Origin of the sequence: Gynuella sunshinyii YC6258 (assembly GCF_000940805.1) — a bacterium.
Classification (GTDB): Bacteria; Pseudomonadota; Gammaproteobacteria; order Pseudomonadales; family Natronospirillaceae; genus Gynuella; species Gynuella sunshinyii.
In genome coordinates, this window is sequence record NZ_CP007142.1 from 258,383 (window position 1) to 284,113 (window position 25,731).

The window sequence follows — 25,731 nt, forward strand, 5'->3', positions numbered from 1 at the left end:
CGACAAACCGTAGCATTCGTTTCAGCAACACAAAACGGCTGGAACAACCCCATGAAAATCTCCCGACTGATGGCAAAATTCATAACCTGGACTACGATCCATCAAATTACGGAAAACGTACTAAGCCGGCACCAGGATTTCTCCGGGAAAGTATTCTTATTCTGCAAATCCGAGTATGACATCGAAGAATGGTTCTTTTTGTCCCTGCTACCGAAAAATACTCTTATTTATCGCCTCAACCCCAAAGACCTGAGCAGTACCACCGCCATTGATGAAGCTGATCTGATAAATCCGGCAAAGATTAAAGTTGTCATTCTGGACAGCACAAGCCTGGCCAGTGACTGCCAGAAGCTCGCAATTCGTTTGAATCAGTTGACCGCCACTTCCACTGAATTGATTCCACTGCTGCTGTGTAACCGCTATGTGGAGATTCTGGGTGGTAACTACACTCTGGAGTCCGGTCCTTCGATGTTCATCAACAACCACAACCAACTGCCACTGACCGGTCAGATTCTACACATATTTCTGCGTAAAAACCTGGATCGCTATCTGCCACAGGACCACGACTGGTTCCCAAGACTGCTCAGTAACATGGCAGCTAATCAGGGGGCGCCTTTTTTCCAGACATTGCAATTGATCAATGGCAGTCTGTCGAGCCAGGTACTGGCGGAGTGGCTGGAACTTAAGTCCCAGCTCAGCAGCCTGCCAGTGGAAAGACTGCCAAACAAACTGCCTGGCCTGATTGACCTGCTGCTGGCACCGGTCTGGCTACTGTTGTCTTTTTCCGCTGCTCTGGTCTGGTGGCCCGTGCAGGAATTTCTGCTGATGCTGCCCCGTCATCTCAGGGTTATTTCCATTCCGGTGGCGGCCATCACAATGATTGTACTATTGACCTGTCTACTGCAGATATTTCTGCCATCCACTGTTATCTTCTGGCCCTTACTGGCCATAACCGGATGCAAACACCGGGCATGGATCAAACAGAAGATCACTAACCAGAGAGGCTGGTTACTCAGCAAACGGGAAAAACGGCAATTTCAGGTGCTGCAGGACAAAATCCTCTACTTGGTTCCAGCCAAGAGTAAAGCTCGCAAAGGCTCATACAGGGATCTTGAAGAAGCCAGTATTTTATGACCCGATAACTCACCATGCTCTCTGGTTTCTGTGGCGTATGACCCGGTCATCGCCCCCGCTTCATAAGCAATCAATCTGCCAGCAGCCATATCCCAGGGTTTGACCTGATGCTCGTAATAAGCATCAAGACGACCACACGCCACCCAACACAAATCAAGCGCAGCTGATCCAAGCCGGCGTAGATCCGCACAATGCTGCAAAACAGCACCGGCTTCCTGCATCAGCTGTGGCAGGTTATTTTTGTGATAGGGAAAACCGGTTGCGACGATCGCCCGATTAAGCTCAGTGGTTGTACTGGCACTTATTCGCTGACCATTCAAAAAAGCACCCTGGCCACGGATGGCTGTAAATGTCTCCTGCAAAAACGGATTGTGCACCACTCCCAGCTGCACCTCTCGATCCACGGCCAGAGCAATTGAAACCGCAACCTGGTAATGATGGTGGGCATAGTTGACGGTGCCATCAATCGGGTCGATGACCCACAGGGATAACCCTTCTTCTTCGGCTTTGCTCAAGTCATTCTCTGACTCTTCGGCCAGAATGGAAAACTCCGGAGTGGCTTGCAGCAGCGCCGATGTTATATAAGCATCAGCTTTTTTATCGGCTTGAGTAACCAGTTCAATACCATCTTTATAGTCAACATCGAGACTATGATTCTGCCGCTCGTCACGGATCAGTTCACCCGCTTTCTGAGCGGTATCTACAGCCAATTGCAGCCAGGACTGCAATTCAGTTAATGACATCATAAAACTCCTTAGACCAGGACATTTGATTCGCGGGACTTTAGCTGGACAGGCATAGGTCCAATCCGTACAATCCGCGCCAATTTGGGCTATGAAAAAGTGGTCGCAGCTCAAGTAGCTGCGACAGGCAAATGCTGAACCCAAGTTCCATCGGTCAGATCAGCCTGTGAAAGTCTTATCTGACAGTTTACCCAGCAACCCCCCGAAGAGGAACCAGCATTGAGCACAACAGCTTTGCTTGCGCTTGAAGACGGCAGCATATTCCGGGGAACAGCCATTGGTGCGACTGGCTGTTCTGTGGGTGAGGTGGTATTCAATACCGCAATGACGGGATACCAGGAAATCCTTACCGACCCCTCCTACGCAAAACAAATTGTCACTCTGACCTACCCCCACATCGGCAATACCGGTGTCAACTCCGAAGATGAAGAGTCTCCCCAAATCTGGGCTCAAGGGCTGATTATTCGTGATCTGCCATTGCTCGCCAGCAATTTCCGTTCGGAACAAAGTCTGGGCGAATATCTGAAATCCCGAAATGTCATCGGCATCGCTGATATTGATACTCGACGCCTCACCCGGATTCTGCGGGAAAAAGGCGCACAAAACGGTTGCCTTATGGCCGGCGACAACCTGTCTGAACAGGAAGCGCTGGAACAGGCCCGGGCATTCCCCGGACTCAAAGGAATGGATCTGGCCAAAGAGGTTTCAGTCGCTGCACCCTATCCATGGGACAAAGGTACCTGGAAGCTTGGCGAGGGTTACACGACACCCGAATCGACAGAATTTAACGTGGTTGCCTACGACTACGGTATTAAACGCAATATCCTGCGGATGCTCGCGGACCGGGGCTGCAAACTAACTGTCGTACCGGCTCAGACGCCGGCCAGTGAAGTTCTGGCCCTGAATCCGGATGGCGTGTTTCTCTCCAACGGCCCTGGTGATCCGGAGCCTTGTGATTATGCCATCAAGGCCATCGCTGAGATTCTGGAAACCAACATCCCGGTGTTTGGCATTTGCCTCGGACATCAGTTACTGGCGCTGGCCAGTGGTGCCAGAACCCAGAAAATGAAATTCGGCCATCACGGTGCCAACCACCCGGTAGAAATCATTGAATCCAAGACCGTCATGATTACCAGCCAGAATCACGGTTTTGCGGTAGACGAAAGCAGCCTGCCTGATAATCTGGTCATGACCCATCGTTCATTATTTGATGGTTCATTGCAGGGCCTGCACCGGACTGATAAACCAGCGTTTTCATTCCAGGGCCATCCGGAAGCCAGCCCGGGCCCCCATGACTGCGCACCCTTATTTGATCACTTCATTGAATTGATGCAGGCACGACGCTGATCACATTATTGGATGTAAGCGACTGCATGGTGTACATGCATAAATCAGTAACCCGGTGAATAGTTAGAGCGTACAGATTCATGCCCAAAAGAACTGACATACAAAGCATTCTCATCTTAGGCGCGGGACCGATTGTCATCGGTCAGGCCTGCGAATTCGATTACTCCGGCGCCCAGGCTTGTAAAGCCCTGCGGGAAGAGGGTTATCGGGTCATTCTGGTAAATTCCAATCCAGCCACCATCATGACCGATCCGGCCATGGCGGATGCCACTTATATTGAACCCATCGTCTGGCAGGAAGTGGAAAAAATCATTGCCAAGGAGCAACCAGACGCGCTGTTGCCAACCATGGGCGGCCAGACCGCACTGAACTGTGCTCTGGACCTGGAACGCCATGGCGTTTTGGAAAAATATGGTGTGGAAATGATCGGTGCCAACGCCGACACCATCGACAAAGCCGAGGATCGCGAGCGATTTGATCTGGCCATGAAGGCTATCGGTCTGGAAACCCCGCGTTCCGGACTGGCTCATAATATGGAAGAAGCCAGAGAAATCCAGAAAGGTCTGGGCTTCCCAGTGATTATCCGGCCATCGTTCACCATGGGTGGTTCCGGTGGTGGTATTGCCTACAACAAAGATGAGTTTGAAGAAATCTGTGCTCGCGGGCTGGATTTGTCTCCGACCAGCGAGCTGCTGATTGATGAATCGCTGATCGGCTGGAAAGAATATGAAATGGAGGTTGTCCGCGATAAAAACGACAACTGCATTATCATCTGCTCCATTGAAAACTTTGATGCCATGGGTGTGCATACCGGCGACTCAATTACAGTCGCACCGGCACAGACATTGACCGACAAAGAATATCAATTGATGCGGAATGCCTCTCTGGCAGTTCTGCGGGAAATTGGTGTTGAGACTGGTGGTTCCAATGTTCAGTTTGGCATCAGTCCGGATACCGGCCGCATGGTGGTCATTGAAATGAATCCCAGAGTCAGCCGCTCTTCGGCGCTGGCATCCAAAGCAACGGGATTTCCAATCGCCAAAGTCGCTGCCAAACTGGCGGTTGGTTACACTTTGGACGAACTGCAGAACGATATCACCGGTGGTGTAACACCGGCATCCTTCGAACCCAGTATCGATTATGTGGTCACCAAAATCCCTCGCTTTGCTTTTGAGAAATTCGCCCAGGCCAATGATCGTCTGACCACACAGATGAAGTCAGTCGGTGAAGTGATGGCTATCGGCCGGAATTTCCAGGAATCACTGCAAAAAGCCATGCGGGGATTGGAAACCGGTTCTGCCGGTTTTGAACCGATGATCGATCAACAGGCCGAAGGGGCCAAAGACCGGATCATCCACGAACTTAAAGAGCCTGGCCCGGATCGTCTCTGGTATGTGGCAGATGCGTTTCGGTTCGGTTTCTCCGTCGATGAGGTTTATCGCTTTTCCGGCATTGACCCCTGGTTCCTGGTGCAGATTGAAGATCTGCTGAAGGATGAGGCGGCGCTGGCCGATCAAAGCGTTAGTGCTCTGACTGTCGAGCAACTGCGCAAACTCAAGCGCAAAGGATTCTCCGATGCCCGTCTGGCGGTTTTACTCAATGCCAGTGAAGCCGAAGTCCGTGCTCATCGTCATGGTCTGGGTCTGTATCCGGTATACAAGCGGGTAGACACCTGCGCTGCAGAATTTGCTTCTACCACCGCCTATATGTACTCCAGCTATGACGAAGAGTGCGAAGCCAATCCAGGCGAGCGCGAAAAAATCATGATTCTTGGCGGTGGACCCAACCGGATCGGCCAGGGCATCGAGTTTGATTACTGCTGTGTCCATGCTGCATTTGCAGCCAAGGAAGAAGGGTATGAGACCATCATGGTCAACTGTAACCCGGAAACCGTATCAACCGACTATGACACATCTGACAGACTCTATTTTGAGCCGGTTACCCTTGAGGACGTGCTCGAAATCGTGGCAGTTGAAAAACCCAAAGGCGTTATCGTTCATTATGGCGGACAAACACCACTGAAACTGGCCCGGGACCTGGAAGCGGCCGGCGTACCGATCATCGGCACGTCACCAGATGCGATCGACCGGGCGGAAGACCGTGAACGCTTCCAGACCATGATCCATCATTTAAAACTCATCCAGCCGGAAAACGCCACTGCGCGCAGTACCGAACAGGCCATCCAAAAAGCCACCGAGATCGGATATCCGCTGGTTGTCAGACCATCCTATGTACTGGGTGGCCGGGCCATGGAAATTGTGTACAAAGAATCCGAACTGGTGCAGTACATGACCTCCGCAGTCAAAGTTTCCAATGATGCTCCGGTACTGTTGGACCGTTTTCTGAATCATGCCATTGAAGTGGATATCGACTGCATCAGCGATGGCGAAACTGTCGTGATCGGGGCGATCATGCAGCATATTGAACAAGCTGGCGTCCATTCAGGCGATTCTGCCTGCTCACTGCCGCCTTACAGTCTGTCCAAAGACATCCAGGATCAGATTCGTGAACAGGTAAAAGCCATGGCACTGGAACTTGAAGTGGTGGGGCTGATGAACGTGCAGATGGCCTGGCAGGATGGTGTGCTGTATGTCATCGAGGTCAATCCCCGTGCTTCACGGACCGTTCCGTTTGTATCCAAAGCCATCGGTACCTCTCTGGCCAGCGTAGCCGCCAAAGTCATGACCGGTCGTAAGCTGACGGAACTGGGATTTGTTGAAGAAATCGTTCCGACTCATTTTTCGGTCAAGGAATCGGTATTCCCATTCAACAAGTTCCCGTCTGTTGACCCGATTTTGAGCCCTGAAATGAAGTCCACTGGCGAGGTCATGGGCACAGGTACCACGTTTGGCGAAGCGTTTGGCAAAGCCGCACTCGGATCCGGTGCCAAACTGCCCAAGCCCGGCAAGGTAATTTTCAGTGTTCGCGACAACGACAAGCCAGATGCCATCGAAACCGCCAGAAGCCTGGTCAGTCTGGGGTTTGAAATCCATGCAACCTCCGGCACCGCCAGCATCTTCAGAGAAAACGGAGTGGACTGCGCGGTTGTCAACAAGGTGAAAGAAGGTCGTCCGCACCTCGTGGATATGATTAAGAATGGTGAAATCAGTTTCATCATCAATACCACGGAAGGGCGTGAATCGATTAATGATTCCTCGGAAATTCGTCGCACCGCCCTGCAAAACAAGGTGTATTACACGACAACCCTTGCCGCCGCTCAGGCGACCGTCAAAGCCTTGCAGCACATTGAAGAGAGCCCGGTTCGTCGTCTGCAGGATCTGCACAACGCCTGATCGCATTCGGTACCCGATAAAGGAGGGGGTTTAAGTACCCCCTGTCTATGCGGTAGCATGTGTGACCAACTTGTTACATTGTCTCCTGGCATACTTCTTTGCCAATACATTAAACAGAGGTTATTAAATGGAACGCGTTCCAATGACCGTTGAAGGTGAAAAAGCCCTTCAAACCGAGTTACAGCATTTAAAAACCGTGGAACGGCCACGGATCATCGCCGCAATTGCCGAGGCAAGAGAGCACGGCGACCTGAAGGAAAACGCTGAATATCACGCTGCACGTGAACAACAGGGCTTTGCTGAAGGTCGGATAAAAGAGATCGAAGCCAAGTTATCGAGCTCACAGGTAATAGATATCTCTCAGATTCCTCACACCGGAAAAGTGATTTTCGGCACCACGGTGACCTTGATTAATACCGAAACTGAGGAAGAAGTGACCTATCAAATCGTTGGGGAAGACGAAGCCAACGTAAGGAACAAAAAAATCTCCGTAACCTCGCCGATTGCCCGCGCATTAATCGGGAAGGAAGAGGGCGATGTTGTGGTGGTCAAAACACCAGGCGGTACCGTCGAATACGAGATTGACGAAGTTCAGCATCTCTAATATCTGTTTCGGGGATTCCTGCTTCCCCGAAACCAGCAGAAAAATTGTCATCTAACCATCCATGCCCGCCATACCTCTGCCATTTGTCATTGCCCTGCTATTGCTGTTACTGACAGCGGTCATTAGTTATCGCCAGGAAGCCAACCTCAAGCCCAAAGTTATTTTTCTGCTCAGTTGTACCTGTCTGGTTGTTATCACCGGGCTACGCTGGATCCAGACAATAGCGGCCATTCACTGGCTGCAACCCATTGCTGCGGCCTGTATTCCTCCCGCCACCTGGTACTGTTTTGCCTTAATGCAGCAGACACGACTATCGCTCTGGCATCTGAGCGGTCCGCTGCTAACCCTGTTATTGCTGTTGTTTCGGTCATTCTGGCATGTCCCTTTGGATATTCTGCTGTTCGGTCTCTACACAGGCTACGGCTTTGCTGTGCTCAGAATACTCTTCCGCAACGAGCTGACCTTGCAACGGGTGCGATTTTCGGATCTTGACCACGTCAACAAAGCCGCCGGTTTTGCCGGTACCTTGTTGGTGTTTTCAGCCTTGATCGATGGACTGATTGCATTGGATCTGGTCGGCTCTGGAGGTCGGCACACCATGGTCATTTTGACAACGGCTCAACTGTTGTTACTGCCACTGCTGAGTATTGCGGTGATCACTAGCAGTCATGCTGTCGTCATTGACAGCGGCGAAGACCTGGCCGAGCCGGGTCAGAGCAAAGAGCCTGACAGCCAGGAAAATCAGAACATTGCTACATTGATTGATCATCTGATTCGCCAACAACAACTGTTCCTGGACCCGGACCTGACCCTGAACCGGCTGGCTCGAAAAGCCGGCATTCCAGCCCGGCAAATATCGGCGGCCATGAATGCGGTACACGGCCGCAATATTTCCCAACTCATTAATGAATATCGGATTGAATGGGCCAAACGATTACTGACGACCACTCAAGATCCGATCACGCAGATTTATCTGGCTTCAGGCTTTCAAACCAAATCCAATTTCAATCGTGAATTTTCCCGCATCACCAACACCACACCGAGCGACTACCGGCGCTCGGTATCGACCTGATGGTTGAAGGATCACGGTTCAATCGTTAAAGACTGTGTTCAGGAAAAGGGAAATCTGTTCATACATATCCTGATGCAACGCCGCACGGCTACGCTCACTGCCATCCAGGCAGATTATGCTGTCCCCAGGCTGTTCCTGATCCAGTAATTCAGCCGCACCCGGTTTGCAGAGTTGCATAAAACTGAAATGAGCCGCATCTTCATAAACCCGATACTGACGTTTGTTTTCCGGAATATGTTCAGCCAGATAACCCGACTCCATTTGCTGCGGTAAATCACCAATATCCACACCAGCCGCCAAAATCAGGCTGGGTGTTGCAATTGCCTCCAGACTGCTGGCTGAAAACCCCCGGGCCAGCCCTAGATCCAGTGAAACCGCTGCTTTGATCCGCTCATCCTTCAGCAAAGAATCAGGCTCTCCGGGTTGTGGCACATCCAGCCCCAGCTCACCAGCCAAGCCACAGGTTCTGGGACTCGGCAGACTTTGGCAATCCAGATTAAACTGCTCTCGGTCAAAACGGGCACCAATCAGATTCATGACGGTCCATCCACCTTGAGAGTGGCCAATGGCTGCGACACGTTGACTGTCCAGAAACGGCTGCCATTGAGAATCGGTGACCAGCCAGTCGAGTACCCTGGAGAGATCTTTCGGACGCTGCCACCATTGTGACGCCTGGAGAGGGTTGTGATCACGCGATGTGGTACCGGGATGATCGACTGCCGCAACGATAAAACCGTCCTGTACCAGATCAGCGGCAAGCCAGCTCAGATTGCGCCAGTTGCCACGATAACCATGAGACAGCAAAACTACCCCAAAGCGACCCTTTTTGGGTGCCGCATCCCGAATGGCAGAAATGCCATAAAAAACAGGGTTCTCACCAATACTTTCCACCGTGTCCATCTGCTCACCGGGGTACCAGATTGTGATCGGCAGCGGCCGGGCACTGTGTACCCCAATTACCTGTTGATGGAACCCCACTGCCTGCGCTGAGACCTGACAGCACACGGCAAACAAACCTAACAAAAATACCAACCTCATCCGATTTCCTTAATTGTTGAATGAAGCCGGCAGTATAGCGTCAAGCATGTGCATAAAAGACCTGGAACACGATCAAGGACGTGCAAAATTGCGATTCAGGACGTTCACACATGGCCGCAGGAACTGATTTTTATCACAAGACAGAGGCATTCAACTCTGGCACTAACAAGCCGTTCATTGCAGAATTCAACTCGCCCCATCGCAACCGATCACTCGTGCACATTGAGTTGGGCAGGAACAACATAATATTCACAACAAACCACTAACAGGGAGTGTCATATGAGTACACAAAACCCTTATCAGGCACCTACGGGTGAGCTGACCGAAGAAAATGAACTCTATGGAAAAATCCGCTTGTTTTCGCCTGCAACACGTATTGGCAGAATACGATACCAGGCCTACATCTGGGTCGCATCGCTGATATTTTACCTGGTTGCAGCATTGTTCTCCGTTGTCGCTCCCATGGTGCTCAACGCCGGTGGAATTTCGATTTCTCAACTCTTACTGTTGGCCACCCCGCTGTACCTGGCCATGATTTATTATTCCATCGTATTAATGATTCAGAGGCTTCATGACCTGAACCGATCCGGATGGTTCTCCCTGCTGATCCTTGTTCCGCTGGTGAATGCCATATTCATGCTATGGATAGTCTTTGCTCCCGGAACACCTGCGACCAACGATTATGGCCACCGGCCACCGCCGAATAAAATCTGGCACTGGCTATGTGCATTCATTACTCCGCTGCTTCTGATCGGTATTATTGCCGCCATCGCCATGCCAGCATATAACCAATATGTTGAGAGAGCTCAGTCAATGCAACAATAGTCTGGTGTCTCTCCTGGCAGTGTTTGGCGACAGCAAATCAAATACACTGACGTCGGCTCAACAATATTTGCTAAAGCAGTAAAGTTGTTATGACTCTGGATAAAAATATTATCTCGATGGAATTTCTAAAGTTGTGTCATTCATGTCTGCTATAGGTATTTATAGGCGAAACCGTATAAAGGTTTACGACTGATACATATGAGCTACACTGATATGAATAATAATCACAGCCTAGTTAACAGAGGTTTATGATCGCCGTGATGAACGTCGCTGGATAACTCCATGACTGAAACAACTGATACCAACCCGATTTACCCAGAGCTGGATTTTGAGTTGGATTCGCAGTCTGGCGTGCTGACAGCCAGCTTCCGTGGAGCAGAGGGTAAAACCAAAATTGACCATGACTACTTGATTGAACAGGTAGCCAATGCCGGTTTTGGGGATCTTTTTTTTCGCGATGAGGCTATCCAGAATTTTCTTTTCAAAGCCAGCCATGAAGATGCCGGTGAAGCAGACATTGCCGAAAAACGCGATGCCGAAATCAGTATCAGCGTTACAGACGACCATATGAAAGCCTATGCCACGACCAGCCATGCATATGGCGGTACCACGTTGACTACGGAAGATGTCATAAAAGCCCTGAAAAATAAGGGGGTTACTGAGCAGGCAATTGATATGGAAGCCGTTGAGAAACTGATCACTCTGCCGTTCGCCAATAAGATGCAGGTCGCCACAGGAAAGCTACCTGTCATTGGCAAAAACGGATATTTCAAATGGCTACTGGAGAAAGAGGAAACTTCTGTTCACTTTGTAGGAAATGACGAAGGCATCATTGATTTCAGAGCCGGGAAAAAATATCTGGTCGTCGATCAGGGAGCTTCGGTGCTGAAATATGTTCCCGCGGAAAAAGGTTCCGATGGTTACGACATTCGGGGTCACACACTGAGTGGAGCGGACGGCAAAGATATAAAGGCAGAAAGAAAGTGGGAAGGCATCGAACAGGCCTATCATGATCCCAATATCTATGTTGCCAAATATAAAGGCCATCCGGTTAACCTGAACCCCGGAGCCCGCATCGACAAATCCCTGCAGTTTAAAGCCATCGATCTGAAAACCGGGCACGTCAAGTTTGATGGTTCTCTGGAAATTAACGGCGATATTTTACCGGGTATGAAGGTTCAGGCAACGGGTGATATTTTCATTCGAGGGACCATTGAAAGTGCGCTGGTCGAGTCGGGAGCCAACATTTATATCGCAGGCGGAATTTTAGGTAATGAACAGGAAATCAAGGATGATGTCATACTGCCGGAGCACTTTGAATGTTATATCCGGGCCAAAGGTGACGTTCATGCCCGGTTTGTCAGTTCTGTCCAGATATACGCCGGACACGATATTCACCTGAGAGAATACAGTATGCATTCTGAACTGTATGCTGGAAACGGTCTTTTTCTGGGACAGGAAGGAGGCAAGGGGACTTTGATCGGTGGCCAGGCAATAGTGGGTAAAAAGGCTGTCGTCAATCAGCTTGGGAACGGTACCTATGTTACCACTCAACTGCAGATCGGTTTGTCAGATGCACTGGACCGACACTTTCAATACCTGAAAGAAGAGAAACATGAACTGCAGTCCCAGGCACAAACCCATATCGAAGCCCTGCAGATCCTTAAAACCAATCACCCGGATGTTGAATCTCTGGATCAGGAAACTCTGAATCGCGTCTTCGAAATCAAAGCAACGATCAACCGTCTGAAACACCGCGCCCATGAACTCAATTTCAGAATCCATTGCTTTACCGCCATGGATACTCCCGGTAAATATACCATCTCCAGCCGCAAGGCTTACCCCAACGTCAATATTGGAATAGTGAACCTCATTCGCAAACTGGAGCACGAACACAATCATCTGTCACTGGAAAGTGATGGCCAAACCATCGTTGATACTTAATCAACCTTATCGCCGCCAGGAACGATAAGGTTGGAAAACCTCAGAGCAACAAGGTTCAGGCAACAACACTCAAACGCACATCAATGTTATTACGGGTCGCATTTGAATATGGGCAGACCTGATGGGCCTTTTCGACCAGAGATTCAGCATCTTCCTGACTGTAGCCGGGAATCGACACCTGCAAATCCACCTCAATACCAAAGCCCGCCGGAATTGTCCCGATACCCACAGTCGCCTTTACGGTTGTCTCAGCAGGCAGAATTTTCTTGTTCTGAGCCGCAACAAATTTCATCGCGCCAATAAAACAGGCGCTGTATCCTGCAGCAAACAACGCTTCTGGGTTTACCCCTTCACCACCGGCACCCCCTAACTCTTTTGGAGTGGCCATTTTTACATCCAGGCCAACGGCTTCTGAAACTGAACGTCCATCACGACCACCTTTGGATTCAGCGCTGACTCTGTAAAGTACGTTTTCTATAGACATAATATGTTTCCTCTGATGTTTAATCACATTTGCAATGTTTCGGATTTACACCCAAAACCAATTTTTTAAAATTAAATAGCGCACTACTTTTTAATTAAATTTTTTTTACTCAGCCGAACTCGCAAACAACTCCTTCCGCAAATCGACCAGATCATTTTTTAACTGCACTAACTTGTCGACACTGCAGTTTGTTGCCGCAAGAACCAGTTCTGGAATCTGCAGAGCTTGCTCATGCAGGGCTTTTCCTTCTTCTGTCACGGTCACAATCACTTGTCGCTCATCATGAATAGAACGCTGACGGGTGATCAGGCCTCGGGTTTCGAGTCTTTTTAACAACGGCGTCAGAGTGGGTGATTCCAAAAACAACCGTTCGCCAATTGATGAAACTGTCTGACTGTCCTGCTGCCACAGCACCATCATGACAAGGTATTGTGGATAGGTGAGATTCAGTCTGCGAAGTACTTTCCGATACACTTTATTCATACCCAGCATGGTTGAATACAGTGCAAAACAAAGTTGGTCTTCCAGTTTCAGCGGTGAACTCATTATTTGATTCAGCTTAATTTTGATCGTGCAAATATAAATAGCGAACTACTTAATTGCAAGCTATTTTTTCGAATATATATGCAACCATGGTTATTTTTCCAAATAACCCTGAAGACTAACGTATACCTCATGCCGCAGCGATCAGTTCGCCCGCTGCACGACTACTTGGCATGGTGCGCTTCGGGGGCTACGTAGCGCTCTCTGGCGGCACGGACAGCATCGTGATTATCAGCAGCCCAATCAATCATGGCTTTGACGCGTTCGTAGAAGGACTCGCCAAGTGACGTAAACGTATATTCAACCTTTGGCGGCACTGTCGGATATACATCACGTTTAACCAACCCATCCTGCTCAAGATTACGGAGAGTTTGAGCCAGCATCCGGGGCGATATATCCATAACTCTTTTACGGATTTCTGAAAATCTCAGTGTACCCGACTGCAGTTCAGACATGACCAGAACCGTCCAGCGGTCGCCCAGTCGATCCAACACGTCCCTTACCGGACAAGCTTTTTGAAGTTCCGGATTTTTTTTCTGACCACCCATAGTAGTTACCTCAAATTAAGTTACAAAATAGTAACCTGATAACATATCTTCCTCCAGTTGAAAATAGGCTCTTGTCAGTGTTTTTCGTAAACCCACCTTTCCATTAATAGTTACCAAAATGTCACTTGACTATTTGTTGATCATTTTGTGGATTATCTATACAAAACACCGGCATCTCCGGCCAAAGACTCCTTTAGTATACTTTAGTAACTAAAAACAAACGGCCTGCTATGAGCCACGGATATCCAACACTCATGAGACTTTGAAAGTGCCGCTGGTTTTTAAGGCAACCACTTGGCGATGACGGGGGGTATTGCGAATTGCCGACATACCAGGACACCTGCACTGGCACGGAAATGATGTCGAACATCACAAATGTCTTTATTCAGTGGCGTTCAAACCGCCGCAGATGTCGTTCCAGCCCCCTGACCATCAGTGACAGGCTAATGGTCAGAATCAGATAGAGGAAAGCTACAACATTGTACGTTTCAAAAAACTTGAAGGTTGATGAACTATAGACTTTGCCCAGCTGAGTGATGTCCTGAACGCCCAGTACGGAAACCAGCGCAGAATCTTTAATCATCGCGACAAAATCATTGCCAAGTGGAGGCAGAACCTTGCGGACCGCCTGCGGAAAAATAATGAAACGGAACACATACCGGTCTTTAAGTCCCAGCGACTGTGCCGCTTCTATCTGGCCTTTATCAATTTCCTGAATACCCGCCCGGAAAATTTCCGCAATAAAGGCACTGTAACTGATGGTCAGCGCAAACACAGCACGCCAGACCATGTTGAAGTCCCGGGTTCGGGCGCTGTCCAGCCACCCGAGTTCAATGGGTTTTTGCAACAGCCAGTTGTAACCGTCAACCAACGCGGGAGCTACCACAAATGCCACATAAAACAGCAACACCAGAACCGGAATACCACGAATAATTTCAACATAAAAACGGACCACTTCGCGAATCAGACGAATGCTGGAGAATCCGGCCAGCGCAATGACCAGCCCCAGTGACACCGCTGACAGGAACGCAATAAAAGTCACTTTCAGAGTCATCCAGATCCCCTTGCTTAATGCATTAAAGATCAGTTCATAGCTCTGGTCAGCGAGAATATTCCAGCCCAATATCAGTGCCAGTAAAAAAGCGACCAGCAGCCACCATGGGGCCTGTTGCAGTTTATCTTTGAATTTCATAGTCATGGATAGGTCAGGGCGACCACCGGCTGGAAACACCACCGGTGGTGCAAGTGATCAGTTTGTCTGTTTGTAGTCAAAAAACCATTTCTGGTTCAGTGCTTCCATCGTACCATCGGCTTTCATGGATTCGATGGCGGCATTGATGGGGGCTGTCAGATCCGACCCCGGCGTCAGGATAAAACCAAATTGTTCTGTTCCAAGAGGACCACCAACCAGTTTGAACGCACCGGGATTCGCTCCCATGTAACCACGGGCTGAAGTGGCATCCATCAGTGTGACATCCACGTCGCCGCTTTTCAGTGCCTGCACGGCTGCGCCAAACGTTTCAAACAGTTTGATCCTTGGGTTGGTCTCGTCGCCATCAAGAATATCGTAAACAGCGACATAAAAATTAGTGGTGCCTGGCTGGGAACCCACCAACAGATCGGGGTTGGCAGCAAAACTTTTGGCATCATCGAACTTGGTTTCATTGGCCCGGACCAGCATGAACTGCTCGGACACCATGTACGGCGCGGAAAAATCTACCTGACTGGCGCGCTCCTCGGTGATGGTAATGCCATCCATACCCACATCGAACTGACCGTCTTTAACCGCCTGTATCATGGTATCCCAGCTGCTGAGTTGCCAGTCCACTTTCATATTCAGGCGTCGGGCGATTTCGTTGAAAGCGTCATATTCCCAACCAATTCCCTGGCCGGTCTTCGCATCCACAAAGTTCAGTGGTGTATAGGCATTCTCAGTCACCGCTATCACAGTGCGCCCGTTAAGATCCGGCAATTCCGCAGCACCTGCGGCGACCGCCACACACACCGAAAACAGTGATGTAATCCAGGTCAATTTCATATACACCCCTCTGATGAGTTTTTAGGTTGATTACAATAAGTCATATTGGAAGTGCCGCAATAAACCACAAAACCCTCCAATCGAAAAGGTGCCAGCTTAACTATCTGCTTAACTGACCGCCTGACGAGCCTGATAAAATAACTCAATTTTGGCATCCATGACCCGCTCCTGGCGATGAACAAAAGCATGATTAACCCGATAGCAGCGTTTATCCGGTTGCAACAGACGCACTTCACCTCGTTCAATAAACCCCTGAATATAGCTCATGGGAAAGAACCCAAGATAACAACCGCTCAGCACCAATGGCGTCCGGGTATCAAACTGATACGCACGGGCAGACAGGTTCAGTCCACGCAATTGCTCAATCCCGGCGAGATTGACATCTATCCCCGGATGCGCCGTGGCACAGGCGGCCAGCTCCGCATCATCAATACTCTCATCGGCCCGATGAAACAATGGATGACGAGCCCCACAGCACAGATAAAATATTTCCTCATAACCTGGCTGATATTCCAGTGCCTCGATATTACGGAACTCAGGCATGATGCCAACATGAGCCGTACCATTTAACAGTGCTTTTTCAATGGCCGGCACGGTATCGCTGTTCAGGGCAATTTGCAGTTTTGGTGCTTTACGATTCAACCAGGCGATGGTTTCCGGCAATTTCAGCTGCCGGGCCAGGGCCACTTCATCACTGCACAAAATGGACAATTCTCCCGAGAGCTCTTCATCAAGACTGTCCACCAGCCAGGAAAACTCATTCAACGCCTCAAACAACGTCAAACTGCCTTCATAAATAGCCTTGCCCTTTTCTGTCAGCGCAAACCCGCTGCGTCCTCGCCGGGCCAACCTGACGTTCATACGTTTTTCCAGGTTGCTGATATGCACACTGATGGTCGAGCGGGAAATGTTCAAAACCTGTTCGGCGGCGCTGAAGCCCCCACACTCAACCACGACGCGGAAGATGCGCAGCAAGCGCAGATCATATTCAGAAACAGGTTTTGGCAAACCGGAATGCTTTCTCATATCGCCTCGACTTAGTTTGACGAGTATCAAACTTATGTTTGAAAGTTTAATATTTATCCGTAAAGCCAAATCATTTCAAATACTTCCACTTTCTGAATCACTATGGAGGATTGCATGGCACAACTCAATTTCCCCGACCTTCTGGTCAATGATGCTTATATCGACGGTCAATGGATGGCTGCGGACAAACGCTTTGCAGTCCATAACCCTGCCAACGGTGAAGTGGTTGCCGAAATCAGTGACTGCGATACGTCCCATGCCGAAGCGGCGATACTGGCTGCCAAAGCCGCGCTGCCAATCTGGAAAAACAAAACTGCAGCAGAGCGCGCCACACTACTGCGCAAGTGGTTTGAGCTGATCATGCAACATCAGCACGATCTCGGTGTGATCATGACCCTGGAACAAGGTAAACCTTTGGCAGAAGCCAAAGGAGAAGTCGCCTACGGCGCATCTTTCGTAGAGTGGTTTGCCGAAGAAGGCAAACGCACCTATGGCGAAACCATTCCCACCACCAGCAATGACCGTCGCCTGATAACGATCAAGCAACCGGTTGGTGTAGTGGCAGCCATTACCCCCTGGAACTTTCCAAACTCCATGATCACCCGCAAAGCCGCCCCTGCGCTGGCGGCAGGCTGTACCTTTGTGATCAGACCCGCTTCAGAAACACCATTATCTGCCCTGGCACTGGCCAAACTCGCAGAAATGGCCGGAATTCCCGCCGGTGTTTTCAACGTGGTCACAGGTACAGACTCACGTGGCATCGGCAAAGTGCTCACGGAAAGCCCTCTGGTCGCCAAGTTCTCCTTCACCGGCTCTACCGCTGTCGGTAAGCAGTTAATCGCTCAGTGTGCCTCCACCGTTAAAAAAGTTTCGATGGAGCTGGGCGGTAACGCACCCTTTATTGTGTTTGATGATGCCGACATGGATGCCGCTGTGAAAGGCGCCATTGCCTCCAAGTTTCGCAATGCCGGACAAACCTGCGTATGTGCCAACCGAATTCTGGTACAAAAAACCATTCTCGACGTATTTGCCAGCAAACTGGCTCAGGCCGTCGCCGATTTGAAGGTGGGTAACGGCCTGGATGAGGGTGTCTCCATCGGCCCGCTGATTCACTCAAAAGCGCTGCAGGATATCGACAAGCTGGTGCAGGATTCCGTAACAGCCGGCGCCGAAGTGGTCACCGGTGGCAAATCTCATGAACTGGGTGGCGCATTCTACCAGCCGACCATTTTGAAAAATGTTGCCAATGACATGCCCATCGCCGCCAATGAAATCTTTGGTCCGGTTGCTCCTCTGATTCCATTCGATACCGAAGAAGAAGCCATTGCCATCGCCAATGACACTGAATTCGGATTGGCGGCTTACTTCTACGCCCGCGATATTGGCCGGATCTGGCGGGTATCTGAGGGGCTCGAATACGGAATGGTAGGCATCAACGAAGGCGTTATCTCCAACACCGTCGCGCCATTTGGCGGGGTCAAACAGTCCGGTACTGGTCGAGAAGGCTCCAAGTACGGCATTGAAGAATATCTTGAAATCAAATATCTGTGTATGGGTGGACTATAACCATGAACATCAGCACCAAAACCAATGCATCTATCCAGGCAAGAAGAGATAAAGCTTTTGCCAGAGGAATGGGAAACGTTTATTCAGCCTTTGTAGCCAAAGCGAAAAATGCTGAAATCTGGGACGTGGAAGGAAAGCGCTATATTGACTTTGGCAGCGGAATCGCCGTCTGCAATACCGGACATAGTCACCCCAAGATTGTGTCTGCCGTCAAACAGCAGGTTGAGAATTTTTCTCACACCTGTCTGATGGTAAATCCCTATGAACACGCTGTGATACTTGCCGAAAAACTGAATCAACTGGCACCTGGCCAGAGTGAGAAGAAAAGTATTCTGGTCAACACTGGTGCCGAAGCGGTGGAAAATGCGGTAAAAATCGCCCGTGCTCACACCGGACGCAGAGGAGTACTGGCGTTTACCGGTGGCTTTCATGGCCGGACGAATATGACCATGGCTCTGACCGGTAAAGTGTTACCTTATAAACACAGTTTCGGGCCATTTCCCGGTGACATATACCATTTGCCTTTTCCAATGAACATTCATGGGGTCAGTGTCAGCGATACCATTAAGGCGCTGACCAAGCTGACCAAAGCCTCAATCGCCGTTGAGGATATCGCTGCAATTATCATCGAACCCATACAGGGCGAAGGTGGTTTCTATCATGCTCCAGCGGAGTTGATGCAGTTCCTTCGTAACTTTTGCGACGAACATGGCATTGTTCTGATCGCCGATGAAATCCAAACCGGCTTCGCCCGTACCGGCAAACTGTTCTGTTCTGAATATTACGATATCGAGCCTGATTTGATTACCATGGCTAAAGGTATTGCCGGTGGCTACCCGCTGGCAGCCGTAGTGGGCAAGGCGGCAATCATGGACGCGCCGATGCCAGGCGGGCTTGGTGGAACCTATGGTGGTTCGCCAGTGGCCTGTGCCGCAGCTCTGGTAGTGCTGGAAGTGATCGAAGAAGAACAACTGGCAGCAAGGGCGCTGACAATCGGAGAGATCTTTGGAAAACGCCTGGAACAGATCAGGGCGAAATATCCCGCTCTTGTGGGCGAAATCCGGATCAAAGGGGCAATGATCGCCATCGAATTTGTCAAAAATGGTGACCATGACCAGCCGAACACCGAACTGACCCAGCAAGTGGTTGCCAATGCTGCAGCCCATCATTTGATTCTGTTGTCCTGTGGATTCTATGGCAACGTCATTCGCTTTCTGCCACCACTAACCATCAGCGATGACACCATCCAGGAAGGAATGGACTATTTTGACCAATTACTTGCCAAGATAACCGCCTGATCACACTCCAGGCACTGCAACCGGAACCACAGCGATCTGGTTGCAGTGCCTGTTATCATCATCCAGTCTTAAACTGCCGGGTCAGATCATTCAACAGCGCAGATTTCCCTTCCACAGTCTGTCCCATGGCCACCAGTTGTCCAAATGATTCAGAATTGTCAGTCAGCATTCTGGCGATCGTTTCAGAATCTCTGGACATAGTATCGATGGTTTGCGCAATTTCAGTAATGGCAACACTCATCTGTTCAGTGGCGGCAGAGTTTCGATCCACAATCATTTCAATATTCTGCATTCCAGATAACGCATTATCACTGCTTTGCTGCATGAGCTGCAGAGACTCCTCGCCATGAGCGACTGCATTGCTGACCCTCGTTGTCTCCTGTTGGAATGCGCGGATAGTACTGGTAATCCTGGCGGTTGCCTCTACGGTACTTTCAGCGAGTGATCTTACTTCATCCGCCACAACAGAAAAGCCGCGACCAGCTTCACCCGCCCTTGCCGCTTCAATGGCTGCATTCAATGCCAGCAAATTGGTCTGGTTAGCCAGATTATTGATTACCTCGATAACGGTATCGATCTCCTGGGATCTGACGGTCAACATTTCTATCGAAGCCTTGATCTCTGCTACTGCAGATAATGTTTGTGTTACATGACCGGATACCTCCATCACCATCAGGGCTCCCTGACGGGTCTCATTAGCGACCGCCATCGTACTGTCGTTTACCGCTTGAGTACTGGACGAAATATCTCGCATCGTGGCGCTGATTTCATCAGTGGATGTTGCCAATGAGTTGGTCCTGCTCATGATGTCGTGATTGGCCTGCGATGAGCGGTTAACCTGCTCATTGATTGTTATCACCACCTCATTGAGGTCGACACTGGTCAATTTCACGTTATTCACAACCGAGGACAATTTTTCAGCCATGCTGTTCATGGAGTTTGTCAATCGATCAATAGCATCATTACGTTTGTCATTGAATGGTTGGCGATGAGTCAGATCTCCCTGCTCAAGGAAAGACAACGCCCGCTGAGAATTTTTGAGAGAACGAACGATATTGCGAATAACAATCCACAAAATGCCGCATACAACAGCCGTGATCAGTATTGTCAGGATCGACAGCACAACCAGAATGTTACGAGTATAACCGTCAGCCCCCTGCTCCAGCTTGCTCACTTGCATACCAACTCTATCGTTCAGGCTGGATAGCAGAACCGTAATTTGCTGATATGCCTGGTCACTTTGTTGCTTGAGTACGCTATTTTGTAGATATGACTGACTCAATGAGTCGAATGCGTTTTTATAGCGGCTCATCAGGTCCTCTGCCTGGTCCCACATAGTTAGGGAGATCAGCTTTTTTTTCAGACGTTCATAAGCATTGCTCAGGTTTTCGGAATTTTCCTGACTGGGTGATTGCAAAAAAGCACTTTGTGCGTCAATCAATCCTAATCTGGCGGACTTTATAAAGGTAAAGTCGAGCACAGCCGCACTATTGATCTCCTTCTCCATCTGACTGAGTTCCTGCAACAACCCAAATTGACCGACAAAACCAATGTCGCGAATCAGTTCGAGTCTTTGCCTTAATAACCGGTTATATGTTTCAACGTGCTGTATGAACTCCTCGATATTCTGGTTAGACACTGAAGCTTCTTCCTTGACCTGTTTGACCACTTGTTCACTCTCCTGCAACGATTGCTCAAAGTCAGTCAGATTTTCCTGACGTAAACGCTGCAACTGGGTCTCCAGAGACAACAGGCCTTTCTCAATACTTCCAATATCACGAACAAACCCATTCATTTGATTAATCTGATGATAATTATCATTGACCGCTAGCAGTGAAACAGATGACAGAACAACCTGAAGCACATAACCCACGAGCGCAATCATCATTGAACCAATCAGTAAATAATTGAATTTTATATTGAGGGACATCTTCATATTCACCTTCTAATTTGTATCACAACATCTGGCTAACACTGTTTGAGCAACATTCGACGCACTGAATCGATTCTTAGAATAGAACAGATGCGTCATAAAAACGCGAGGATTTATCACCTGCTGGATATGGGATAAATGTCATGGGACGATCACAACACTCAAAAAATGCCAAGCAAGATAACTGCCATACGGCTATTAATCCGGCAGTGTTTATTCCGGTTTATATAGTGTGATGCAGGGATGCACCGAGGTGTCGGACCACACCATTGGCCATAGCCAATGTGAGCTCCGAGAAATCAAGCGTTCCGACGATTCGGTGTTTCGCGTAACACCAGCAGATTTCTCAGAACGACAATCAAAGAGATCAGGACGATCCATTGTATTGCCGGATTAATAGAACAGCAAAAAAGACAAATTCCGGAAAAATACGTTTTGTTTATCATAATTACTATCATCCAAAAGGATGAGTCTTAATGCTGAAGAATATTCGGTTTTCGGAATTCAGCTCATATACCCGCAATCCTGTGTATTATTCTGTTTCAAAATTTTAGGTACAACACTAGCAAATAGGCACCTGATACGATCAACAGTCCAATAGATCTGGAGAAGATGTATTGGCTTATATGTTAAAAAAGGGCTGCCCGGCATCGTTACTGCACTTGTTTATACATAAGAATGAGCTCTACCACCGGTGCACGGTATAATACCGTGACTAGATACAGACACATGTTGCAGGAAGCAAAAACGATACTCTGGCGGACGAGGTGGTTTTTTATTACAAAATGTAAAAAACTATTTTCATTAACAAACTATAGATTATATTTCCCCACCCCTCACAGGCCCTGGAATGACACGAATTTAAAGGTATTGCAGTCTTTTTAAATAAAACATCTCCAAGAAGGCTAATATTTGCCGCTTCGGACTCGGAATCCGGAAAGGGGTTACATAAATATTTTTAATGTGAACCAATACGAGATGTTATGGATCATCAAAAATTATCATTTATGTGTTGAGGAAAAATTACATATTGTATAAGGGTCGCTCATACGCCCACGGTATTTTTAAAACCAGCAGTCTCAAAATATCCAAGGCTCAAGATTTATCTTTACACAAGCAATTGCAGCATTATCTTAATTGCACTTTTTTTTCATAAAATAAAATTGTTAATTAGATAAATGAATGTATGATTGGCCCGTTCATTATTTCATTCACCAACTCAGGAGTTAGAAACTTGTTTTTCCTAAAAGAATCGCCATCTGAAAAGCTTCTTGAGGACTACCAGCTGAGGTTTCCTAAAAAGGATGTTGGAAATATGGACTATGCATTAGGCATGCTTCGCGAAGCGAGCTTGTTGTTGAGAGAAATTGAAAACTACTTTCAAAGTTTTGATTTATCTCAGACTCGTTTTCTGATCATGTTGGTATTGTCCAATGCCAATGACAAAAAACGTTTGAGAGCCAAAGATATTGTTGAACAAATGGATATATCCAAACCAATCGTATCCAACACTCTGAAAAGCATGGAAGCAGCCGGCCTGGTCAAAATCACACCAGATCCAAATGACGGCCGTTCAAAAATTGTTCAACTCAAGGCCAAAGGCAGTAAATTATTGGAAAAAGTACTGCCTGGTTACTATGACGTTGTTGACGCTTTTTATGTAGAAGAAGCTGAGGCCTAATTAAAATCATCAATTAGCATGATTAGTGATTTTCATTGGGCGGTTAACGAGTTTAAGCGAATACCAGGCTGTAACGGGTTCGCTTAATTTTTTTGCTTTACACAATATCCAAAAACCAAGCTCTATAAAACCGACAAAAAAAAGACAAAAAAGCGCCCAGCCATCCTATTTTACTGTTGTCAAATGCCCTTGCTGGCTAATCATAAAATTACCTAGAATCGGAAACTTGGTTACCCGGACAATAGATTCCTTGTTTTTGGTAATATTGCCGTTAATGTTAACAATCTTCATAAATATCGCAGCAAAATACCGCAAACTTCCAGCTTACCTAACAGGAGAGCATATTGATGGTTAAACAACGACTTCTCGGCAAAACCGGTTTCAGCATCTCAGAAATCGGACTTGGCTGCTGGCAATTGGGAGGCGATTGGGGCGCCCTCAATCCAGGGCAGGCAGAAGACATTCTGTCGGCCGCGCAACAGTCCGGCGTAACATTCTGGGATACTGCGGATGTATATGGTGCAGGTGACAGCGAAGAATACATTGGCAGGTTCAATCGACAACATCCAGATCCTGACAGGGTTATCGTCACCAAAGCCGGTAGAACTGCACAGTTATACCCTGATCATTACCAGCGCGACCACCTGAAGGCAGCTATTGAACAATCTCGGGAACGGTTACAAGTAGAAGCTCTCGATCTGCTGCAATTACACTGCATTCCTTTCGATGAAATCAAGCGTGGTGCAGTCTTTGAATGGCTGGAAGAGTTCCAGCAGGAAGGATTGATAAAATATTACGGTGCCAGTGTCGAAACCGTCGAAGAGGCTCTGTACTGCATTCATCATTCGAATGTTTCCACCCTACAAATCATTTTCAACCTGTTTCGACAGGACCCGAATCAGGAGCTATTGGCCCGTGCCCAGGAAGCGAATGTTGGTATCATCGTTCGGCTGGGACTGGCCAGTGGTCTGTTAAGTGGGAAGATGTCCGCAAATACTAAATTTCCAACCGAGGATCACCGCAACTTCAACAAAGATGGAGAGGCATTCAATGTTGGCGAAACGTTTTCGGGACTGCCCTTCAATAAAGGTGTCGAATTAGCCGAAGAACTTAAAAGATTTCTGCCTGAAAACATGACTCTTGCTCAGATGTCGTTGCGCTGGCTGCTGGATCATCCGGCTGTCTCTTCAGTCATTACCGGAGCAAGCCGTGGGGAACAGATCAAGGCAAATGCTGAGGTTTCTTCACTGCCACCACTGGATGACGATCTACACCAGAAACTGGCAGAGTTTTACCAAACCCAAGTGCGCCCTTATGTAAGAGGCTCAATCTAACATTCAGTTAATTAACACAATATGCCAATGATAACGATCATGGCATTGTCACAGAATTTATGAGTAGCCTGTGTGTCCCGTCAGAGAATATTGAACACTGCGATTCATTACCTCCGCTCACACAGACTACCTTCAAACCTATCTGTGCTAATACGTTTTTTTTCCTTCCATAAAGAGGATTGACAATGGAATACAGAAGACTAGGTAAATCCGGCCTGAAAATTTCAGCCCTGTCTTTCGGCTCCTGGGTCACTTTCGGTAAACAGGTTGATATCAATATTGCCAAAGTATTAATCAAATCGGCTTATGATGCTGGTGTTAACTTTTTTGATAATGCTGAAGGATATATGGCAGGTGCCTCTGAGAAAATCATGGGAGATGCTATCTCTGCTCTCGGTTTTCCAAGAAGTTCTTATATTGTTTCCTCCAAGGTTTTCTGGGGTGGTTCACTACCCACACAAAAGGGACTGTCCGCCAAGCATGTCAGAGATGCCTGCGATGCTGCATTGACCCGGCTTAAAGTTGACTATCTGGATTTGTATTTTTGCCATCGTCCGGACATTGATACACCGATATCGGAAACAGTCAGAGCCATGGATAATCTCGTACGCCAGGGCAAAGTTCTTTACTGGGGTACCTCGGAGTGGAGTTCTCAGCAAATCACGGAAGCTCATTTGATTGCGGAAAGAGAACACCTGACCCCACCAACTATGGAGCAGCCGCAGTACAACATGCTGGCCCGGCAACGCTTTGAACAGGAATATCTGCCTCTCTACGAAAACTTTGGCATGGGCACAACTATATTTTCCCCTCTGCGATCCGGCATTCTGACGGGAAAATATGTCGATGGTATTCCGGAGAACAGTCGTCTCAGCCTTGAAGGCTATGAAAATCTGCGTAACCAGCTATTAAAAGACGATGGCACTGCGGACACTGTGCGACAACTGATGCACCTTGCCAGCGAGTTAAATGTCAGCATGGCCAATCTTGCCATTGCCTGGACATTAAAGAACCCTAATGTAAGCACTGCCATTTTGGGAGCCTCAAAGCTGAACCAGTTACAGGAAAATCTTCAGGCATTGGATGTACTACCTCTGCTGACCCCTGACGTCATGGAAAATATAGAACGAATTCTGAATAACAAGCCCGCCGGCCCTGAGCGTTATTGATCTGAAGTGATGAGAGACAGAGCCTTGTCAGGCTCTGCCTTCCGACAATCGGCTCGGGTAATATATACCAGCTCCATCACCAGTCCTTTCGTTTATCGGCGACCAGGCACA

General features: G+C 48.5%; 21 protein-coding genes. 12 read left to right on the forward strand and 9 right to left on the reverse strand.

The window, feature by feature from the left end; translation table 11 throughout:
• The first annotated feature begins 51 nt into the window (after positions 1-51).
• On the forward strand, positions 52-1,134 hold the full coding sequence (locus YC6258_RS01260; RefSeq protein ID WP_044615433.1) for a hypothetical protein: 1,083 nt from the start codon (positions 52-54) through the stop codon (positions 1,132-1,134).
• Here YC6258_RS01260 and YC6258_RS01265 read toward each other — a convergent pair.
• Positions 1,062-1,880: an inositol monophosphatase family protein gene (locus YC6258_RS01265; RefSeq protein ID WP_144407523.1), complete on the reverse strand. Its 819-nt coding sequence runs from the start codon at positions 1,878-1,880 to the stop codon at positions 1,062-1,064. The genes YC6258_RS01260 and YC6258_RS01265 overlap by 73 nt on opposite strands.
• Positions 1,881-2,096: 216 nt before the next feature.
• Here YC6258_RS01265 and carA point away from each other — a divergent pair, with 216 nt between their 5' ends.
• The 4 genes from carA (at position 2,097) to YC6258_RS01285 (ending at position 8,193) form a co-directional block, all read left to right on the forward strand.
• Positions 2,097-3,224, forward strand: coding sequence for a glutamine-hydrolyzing carbamoyl-phosphate synthase small subunit (carA, locus tag YC6258_RS01270; protein ID WP_044615435.1), 1,128 nt, complete (start codon positions 2,097-2,099; stop codon positions 3,222-3,224).
• Between the two features lie 80 nt (positions 3,225-3,304).
• The gene (carB, locus tag YC6258_RS01275) at positions 3,305-6,517 is read left to right on the forward strand and encodes a carbamoyl-phosphate synthase large subunit (protein WP_044615436.1); all 3,213 of its coding nucleotides are present in this window, start codon (positions 3,305-3,307) and stop codon (positions 6,515-6,517) included.
• Between the two features lie 127 nt (positions 6,518-6,644).
• Positions 6,645-7,121: a transcription elongation factor GreA gene (gene greA, locus YC6258_RS01280; RefSeq protein ID WP_044615437.1), complete on the forward strand. Its 477-nt coding sequence runs from the start codon at positions 6,645-6,647 to the stop codon at positions 7,119-7,121.
• Between the two features lie 61 nt (positions 7,122-7,182).
• Positions 7,183-8,193, forward strand: coding sequence for a helix-turn-helix domain-containing protein (locus YC6258_RS01285; RefSeq protein ID WP_044615438.1), 1,011 nt, complete (start codon positions 7,183-7,185; stop codon positions 8,191-8,193).
• An 18-nt stretch (positions 8,194-8,211) separates the two neighbouring features.
• Here YC6258_RS01285 and YC6258_RS01290 read toward each other — a convergent pair whose 3' ends face one another.
• A complete protein-coding gene (locus tag YC6258_RS01290; protein WP_044615439.1) occupies positions 8,212-9,231 on the reverse strand; it encodes an alpha/beta hydrolase family protein in 1,020 nt (339 codons plus the stop codon).
• A 279-nt stretch (positions 9,232-9,510) separates the two neighbouring features.
• On the opposite strand from YC6258_RS01290, the gene YC6258_RS01295 reads away from it, so the two are divergent.
• Entirely contained in the window at positions 9,511-10,056 is a 546-nt protein-coding gene (locus tag YC6258_RS01295; protein ID WP_044615440.1) for a DUF805 domain-containing protein, read from the forward strand.
• Positions 10,057-10,338: 282 nt separating this feature from the next.
• The gene (locus tag YC6258_RS01300; protein WP_044615441.1) at positions 10,339-12,000 is read left to right on the forward strand and encodes a flagellar assembly protein A; all 1,662 of its coding nucleotides are present in this window, start codon (positions 10,339-10,341) and stop codon (positions 11,998-12,000) included.
• A gap of 55 nt (positions 12,001-12,055) precedes the next feature.
• On the opposite strand, the gene YC6258_RS01305 is transcribed toward YC6258_RS01300, so the two are convergent.
• From YC6258_RS01305 to YC6258_RS01330, 6 genes are all read right to left on the reverse strand, one after another.
• Positions 12,056-12,484: an organic hydroperoxide resistance protein gene (locus YC6258_RS01305; protein WP_044615442.1), complete on the reverse strand. Its 429-nt coding sequence runs from the start codon at positions 12,482-12,484 to the stop codon at positions 12,056-12,058.
• A 105-nt stretch (positions 12,485-12,589) separates the two neighbouring features.
• On the reverse strand, positions 12,590-13,030 hold the full coding sequence (locus tag YC6258_RS01310) for a MarR family winged helix-turn-helix transcriptional regulator (RefSeq protein ID WP_044615443.1): 441 nt from the start codon (positions 13,028-13,030) through the stop codon (positions 12,590-12,592).
• Positions 13,031-13,191: 161 nt separating this feature from the next.
• Positions 13,192-13,575, reverse strand: coding sequence for a winged helix-turn-helix transcriptional regulator (locus YC6258_RS01315; RefSeq protein ID WP_044615444.1), 384 nt, complete (start codon positions 13,573-13,575; stop codon positions 13,192-13,194).
• Between the two features lie 385 nt (positions 13,576-13,960).
• Positions 13,961-14,773, reverse strand: coding sequence for an amino acid ABC transporter permease (locus YC6258_RS01320; protein WP_044615445.1), 813 nt, complete (start codon positions 14,771-14,773; stop codon positions 13,961-13,963).
• 51 nt (positions 14,774-14,824) lie between these two features.
• On the reverse strand, positions 14,825-15,613 hold the full coding sequence (locus tag YC6258_RS01325; protein ID WP_044615446.1) for a transporter substrate-binding domain-containing protein: 789 nt from the start codon (positions 15,611-15,613) through the stop codon (positions 14,825-14,827).
• 108 nt (positions 15,614-15,721) lie between these two features.
• Positions 15,722-16,639: a LysR family transcriptional regulator gene (locus YC6258_RS01330; RefSeq protein WP_044615447.1), complete on the reverse strand. Its 918-nt coding sequence runs from the start codon at positions 16,637-16,639 to the stop codon at positions 15,722-15,724.
• 114 nt (positions 16,640-16,753) lie between these two features.
• Here YC6258_RS01330 and YC6258_RS01335 point away from each other — a divergent pair, with 114 nt between their 5' ends.
• Together YC6258_RS01335 and gabT are read left to right on the forward strand one after the other, a co-directional pair.
• On the forward strand, positions 16,754-18,205 hold the full coding sequence (locus tag YC6258_RS01335; protein WP_044615448.1) for an NAD-dependent succinate-semialdehyde dehydrogenase: 1,452 nt from the start codon (positions 16,754-16,756) through the stop codon (positions 18,203-18,205).
• A 2-nt stretch (positions 18,206-18,207) separates the two neighbouring features.
• Positions 18,208-19,503: a 4-aminobutyrate--2-oxoglutarate transaminase gene (gene gabT, locus YC6258_RS01340; protein ID WP_044615449.1), complete on the forward strand. Its 1,296-nt coding sequence runs from the start codon at positions 18,208-18,210 to the stop codon at positions 19,501-19,503.
• Positions 19,504-19,561: 58 nt separating this feature from the next.
• On the opposite strand, the gene YC6258_RS01345 is transcribed toward gabT, so the two are convergent.
• Positions 19,562-21,433, reverse strand: a complete 1,872-nt coding sequence (locus YC6258_RS01345; RefSeq protein WP_044615450.1) for a methyl-accepting chemotaxis protein — start codon at positions 21,431-21,433, stop codon at positions 19,562-19,564.
• Positions 21,434-22,622: 1,189 nt separating this feature from the next.
• Here YC6258_RS01345 and YC6258_RS01350 point away from each other — a divergent pair.
• The 3 genes from YC6258_RS01350 to YC6258_RS01360 all read left to right on the forward strand — a co-directional run bounded on the left by YC6258_RS01350 (position 22,623) and on the right by YC6258_RS01360 (position 25,620).
• Entirely contained in the window at positions 22,623-23,117 is a 495-nt protein-coding gene (locus YC6258_RS01350; RefSeq protein ID WP_082070508.1) for a MarR family winged helix-turn-helix transcriptional regulator, read from the forward strand.
• 347 nt (positions 23,118-23,464) lie between these two features.
• The gene (locus YC6258_RS01355) at positions 23,465-24,451 is read left to right on the forward strand and encodes an aldo/keto reductase (protein WP_044615452.1); all 987 of its coding nucleotides are present in this window, start codon (positions 23,465-23,467) and stop codon (positions 24,449-24,451) included.
• 185 nt (positions 24,452-24,636) lie between these two features.
• Positions 24,637-25,620 (forward strand): potassium channel beta subunit family protein, encoded by a 984-nt coding sequence (locus YC6258_RS01360; protein ID WP_044615453.1) that lies wholly within the window; start codon positions 24,637-24,639, stop codon positions 25,618-25,620.
• Positions 25,621-25,731: the final 111 nt, after the last annotated feature.

Excerpts from the sequence above, each read along its gene's own strand:
- YC6258_RS01260 (WP_044615433.1), top strand. The coding sequence starts at position 52 with ATGAAAATCTCCCGACTGATGGCAAAATTCATAACCTGGACTACGATC.
- YC6258_RS01265 (WP_144407523.1), bottom strand. The coding sequence starts at position 1,880 with ATGATGTCATTAACTGAATTGCAGTCCTGGCTGCAATTGGCTGTAGAT.
- carB (WP_044615436.1), top strand. The coding sequence starts at position 3,305 with ATGCCCAAAAGAACTGACATACAAAGCATTCTCATCTTAGGCGCGGGA.
- greA (WP_044615437.1), top strand. The coding sequence starts at position 6,645 with ATGGAACGCGTTCCAATGACCGTTGAAGGTGAAAAAGCCCTTCAAACC.
- YC6258_RS01285 (WP_044615438.1), top strand. The coding sequence starts at position 7,183 with ATGCCCGCCATACCTCTGCCATTTGTCATTGCCCTGCTATTGCTGTTA.
- YC6258_RS01290 (WP_044615439.1), bottom strand. The coding sequence starts at position 9,231 with ATGAGGTTGGTATTTTTGTTAGGTTTGTTTGCCGTGTGCTGTCAGGTC.
- YC6258_RS01295 (WP_044615440.1), top strand. The coding sequence starts at position 9,511 with ATGAGTACACAAAACCCTTATCAGGCACCTACGGGTGAGCTGACCGAA.
- YC6258_RS01300 (WP_044615441.1), top strand. The coding sequence starts at position 10,339 with ATGACTGAAACAACTGATACCAACCCGATTTACCCAGAGCTGGATTTT.
- YC6258_RS01305 (WP_044615442.1), bottom strand. The coding sequence starts at position 12,484 with ATGTCTATAGAAAACGTACTTTACAGAGTCAGCGCTGAATCCAAAGGT.
- YC6258_RS01310 (WP_044615443.1), bottom strand. The coding sequence starts at position 13,030 with ATGAGTTCACCGCTGAAACTGGAAGACCAACTTTGTTTTGCACTGTAT.
- YC6258_RS01315 (WP_044615444.1), bottom strand. The coding sequence starts at position 13,575 with ATGGGTGGTCAGAAAAAAAATCCGGAACTTCAAAAAGCTTGTCCGGTA.
- YC6258_RS01320 (WP_044615445.1), bottom strand. The coding sequence starts at position 14,773 with ATGACTATGAAATTCAAAGATAAACTGCAACAGGCCCCATGGTGGCTG.
- YC6258_RS01325 (WP_044615446.1), bottom strand. The coding sequence starts at position 15,613 with ATGAAATTGACCTGGATTACATCACTGTTTTCGGTGTGTGTGGCGGTC.
- YC6258_RS01330 (WP_044615447.1), bottom strand. The coding sequence starts at position 16,639 with ATGAGAAAGCATTCCGGTTTGCCAAAACCTGTTTCTGAATATGATCTG.
- YC6258_RS01335 (WP_044615448.1), top strand. The coding sequence starts at position 16,754 with ATGGCACAACTCAATTTCCCCGACCTTCTGGTCAATGATGCTTATATC.
- gabT (WP_044615449.1), top strand. The coding sequence starts at position 18,208 with ATGAACATCAGCACCAAAACCAATGCATCTATCCAGGCAAGAAGAGAT.
- YC6258_RS01345 (WP_044615450.1), bottom strand. The coding sequence starts at position 21,433 with ATGTCCCTCAATATAAAATTCAATTATTTACTGATTGGTTCAATGATG.
- YC6258_RS01350 (WP_082070508.1), top strand. The coding sequence starts at position 22,623 with ATGATTGGCCCGTTCATTATTTCATTCACCAACTCAGGAGTTAGAAAC.
- YC6258_RS01355 (WP_044615452.1), top strand. The coding sequence starts at position 23,465 with ATGGTTAAACAACGACTTCTCGGCAAAACCGGTTTCAGCATCTCAGAA.
- YC6258_RS01360 (WP_044615453.1), top strand. The coding sequence starts at position 24,637 with ATGGAATACAGAAGACTAGGTAAATCCGGCCTGAAAATTTCAGCCCTG.